At 67.6% G+C, this 3323-nt stretch carries 3 protein-coding genes; 2 read left to right on the top strand and 1 reads right to left on the bottom strand.

Annotated elements, in window-relative coordinates:
* Positions 1–909: 909 nt before the first annotated feature.
* On the bottom strand, positions 910–1134 hold the full coding sequence (locus AB0D01_RS39565; RefSeq protein ID WP_363064252.1) for a hypothetical protein: 225 nt from the start codon (positions 1132–1134) through the stop codon (positions 910–912).
* An 83-nt stretch (positions 1135–1217) separates the two neighbouring features.
* On the opposite strand from AB0D01_RS39565, the gene AB0D01_RS39560 reads away from it, so the two are divergent.
* Positions 1218–1832, top strand: a complete 615-nt coding sequence (locus AB0D01_RS39560; RefSeq protein ID WP_363064250.1) for a hypothetical protein — start codon at positions 1218–1220, stop codon at positions 1830–1832.
* On the top strand, positions 1829–3323 hold a 1495-nt coding region (locus AB0D01_RS39555), incomplete at its 3' end, for a DEAD/DEAH box helicase family protein (RefSeq protein ID WP_363064248.1). The genes AB0D01_RS39560 and AB0D01_RS39555, both read left to right, overlap by 4 nt.

The following is a 3323-nucleotide window of genomic DNA, read 5'->3' as shown; positions in this document are numbered from 1 at the left end:
TGGATTTGCCGGAGCCGTTGGCGCCGAGCAGGGCGACGACCTCACCGGCCCACAGCGCTGCGCGCTGTGTCAACGAACCGCCTCGCTGCGCTCGGCGGGGCTCGGCTTCGCCGAGCCAGGGCCGGCCATTCGGCCGGTGTCCTTCGCTTCGCTCCGGACAGGTTCGGCCCTCGCTTCGCTCGGTTCCGAACGGCCCGCTTCGCGGGCCTGTGTGACCCCGTTTCACGGGGTCCGGGCCTTCGGGCCCGTTGGGTGGGTCCGCTTCGCTCCCCCACCCCTGGGGTCCTTTCGGCTCCGCCTCCAGGACCAGCCCGCTCCGCGGGCGCCGGCAGCGGTGTCGGTGCTGGTGGTTACGGTCCCCTTGACGGGGTCGGCAGCGAAGCCTCCAGCACTGGAAACCCAACGGCAGCAACCTCCCGGGCCTGCACGGAGGCGGCCACGGCCCAACCGGCGACCGGGGCACAAGGGCCACGCAGACGCTTGCCAGCACCGACCCCGTCACCATGGCAGATAGTCAGAGACCGCTCCCGAGGCCGGTCCGCTTCGCTCCCCGGCCCGGGCGGCTTCGCTTCTAGGGCAAGCCCACTCCACGAATACGGGCAGCTCCTGGGCCGGCCATCGGCTCTGCCGGAAAAGAGTTCGCTCTGTCACGACACTTCTCCTACCGTCATCACCAGTGGGAGCAGCAACTCCCACTGGTTGCGGAGCCGTGGCAGAGCGGCCCATTGCGATCGACGTGAGGAAGGCTCTCCTTACGCCGACTGACCGGGTACTGGACGGGCCTGTCTCCCCCGGTCCGCGGGTTCGAATCCCGCCGACACCGCAACCCTCAGCCGTGCTGGGAGCGGTTGGCTGCCAGTTTCCGCCTCAGCAACCACGTTGCCGACCGTGGATCGGCTTGGTGCTGGGTCACTCCCAGTATGCGGATCCTCCGATCCACATGCTCGACAGAGTGACGGCTCGTTCGTCGAGCCGGACGTTCCAGCTCGACGCTGCCGCCTGATACGCGGCCTTCACCTCTTGCGATGGACGGCAGCAGTAGGTCGTGGCGACCTCTTCCCACACCCCGCGAATCCTCAACGCCTGCTCCACCACGTGCAGCAGATCCGCCTCGGCTCGCTCACTGTGCTCCATGCCAGTCCCCCAGTCGCCGAACAGTGCACGTACCTCTCGTTCGCGTCGGGTAAGTGTACATCCTGAATCAAAATTGATGCAGGATGTACCATTGGCAGAAATGCGTGGCATCTGGTGGATTTGTTGAGCGGGGGTTCTGGGTGCCTGTCTACGAATACCACCCGAGGGAGCTAGCACAGATTCCCGTACTCAGAGAAGCTCGCGGCCTCAACCTGGAACAGGTGCAGGAACGGTTGCAGGCAGCCCTTGAAAACGAGGAACTCGTCCTCGCCGCACCCGAGGAAGCGGGCAAACTGACCAGGCTGGACATCGCCTCGTGGCAGCGCATCGAATGGGCCCGCATCGCACACGTCATGGCCAAGCAGCACATGACCGTGTACACCCCGGACGACGACTTCCGCGTGACCCGCAGAGCAGAAGAGCGAGCACAGCGCATGGCCGCAGAGACGGCCTGGGACGAGCGGGCCGGCAGCATCCTGCCCGTCGAGGTCCGGCGGCACCGCATCTACCGAATCACGGCCCAGCCCACTGCGGCCGGAGAGCCTGCCGTAATCCGCAACTTCTTCGCCGCCTCCGCCGGCGCGGCTGTCGAGTACGCCGAGGCCATGTTCCGACGACCTGGCGGCAGGTACGAAAACGGAGAATACCGGATCACCTCCGTCGACCAGATCCTTCCCGAATCGGGTGACTTCTTTTGATCCAGCTCCGAGAACATCAAGTGGATCAAAAAGCGAGTTTTCGAAAGTGGGTGGGATCTCCTGCAAGATCATCCATCCCCCCGGAGGGAGCCCGCGGCACGATCGTATCCGCGACCGGATCGGGAAAAACGATCACAGCCGCCTCGTGCGCCCTGGAGTCCTTCCCGAGCGGGCGGATCCTGGTCACCGTCCCCACCCTGGACCTCCTCGTCCAGACCGCCCAGGCATGGCGGCTGGTGGGCCACCAGGCCCCGATGATCGCCGTGTGCTCGCTGGAAAACGACCCCGTCCTCAACGAGCTGAGCGTACGGACCACCACGAACCCCATTCAACTCGCCCTGTGGGCCGGGGCGGGGCCGGTCGTCGTGTTCGCCACGTACGCCTCCCTGGTGGACCGCGAGGACATCGACGCACCAGCGGGCCAGCGGAAGGTCCGCGGGCCCTTGGAGGCCGCCCTGGCAGGTGGGGAACGGCTCTACGGGCAGCGGATGGCGGGCTTCGACCTCGCCATCGTCGACGAAGCCCACGGCACCGCCGGCGACCTCGGACGCCCCTGGGCAGCCATCCACGACAACACCCGCATCCCCGCCGACTACCGGCTCTACCTCACCGCCACCCCCCGCATCCTCGCCGCCGCCCGGCCGCAGAAGGGCGCCGGAGGCGAGGAGGCGGAGATCGCGAGCATGGCCGACGACCCGAACGGAACCTACGGCCCATGGATCGCCGAACTCGGACTCTCCGAGGCAATCGAGCGCGGCATCCTCGCCGGATTCGAGATCGACGTCCTGGAGATCCACGACCCCTCCCCCATCCTCGACGAGTCCGAGGAAGCGCAGCGGGGCCGGCGCCTGGCGCTGTTGCAGACCGCGCTCCTGGAGCACGCCGCGGCGCACAACCTGCGCACCGTCATGACCTTCCACCAGAAAGTGGAGGAGGCGGCCGCGTTCGCCGAGAAGCTCCCCGAGACCGCCACCGAGCTGTACGCCACCGACGCGTCCGACGCCGACCTGGCGGCCGCGGCCAAGCTGCCGAAGTCCTCCATCGACGCCGAGTTCTACGAACTGGAGACCGGCCGCCACGTCCCGCCGAACCGCGTCTGGTCGGCCTGGCTGTGCGGCGACCACCTCGTCACCGAGCGGCGCGAGATCCTGCGGCAGTTCGCAAACGGCATCGACGCCACCGGACACCGCGTACACCGGGCCTTCCTCGCGTCCGTACGCGTCCTCGGCGAAGGCGTCGACATCACCGGCGAACGCGGTGTCGAAGCCATCTGCTTCGCCGACACCCGCGGCTCCCAAGTCGAAATCGTCCAGAACATCGGCCGCGCCCTCCGCCTCAACAAGGACGGCTCCACCAAGATCGCCCGCATCATCGTGCCGGTCTTCCTGGAGCCGAACGAGGACCCGACCGACATGGTCGCCTCCGCGAGCTACCGGCCCCTTGTGGCCGTCCTCCAGGGCCTGCGATCTCATGACGACCGCCTCGTCGAGC

It is taken from the genome of Streptomyces sp. NPDC048606 (assembly GCF_040650855.1).
In the GTDB taxonomy this organism is placed as follows: Bacteria; Actinomycetota; Actinomycetes; order Streptomycetales; family Streptomycetaceae; genus Streptomyces.
This window is presented reverse-complemented; position numbering and strand designations above follow the sequence as displayed.

Excerpts from the sequence above, each read along its gene's own strand:
- AB0D01_RS39565 (WP_363064252.1), bottom strand. The coding sequence starts at position 1,134 with ATGGAGCACAGTGAGCGAGCCGAGGCGGATCTGCTGCACGTGGTGGAG.
- AB0D01_RS39560 (WP_363064250.1), top strand. The coding sequence starts at position 1,218 with ATGTACCATTGGCAGAAATGCGTGGCATCTGGTGGATTTGTTGAGCGG.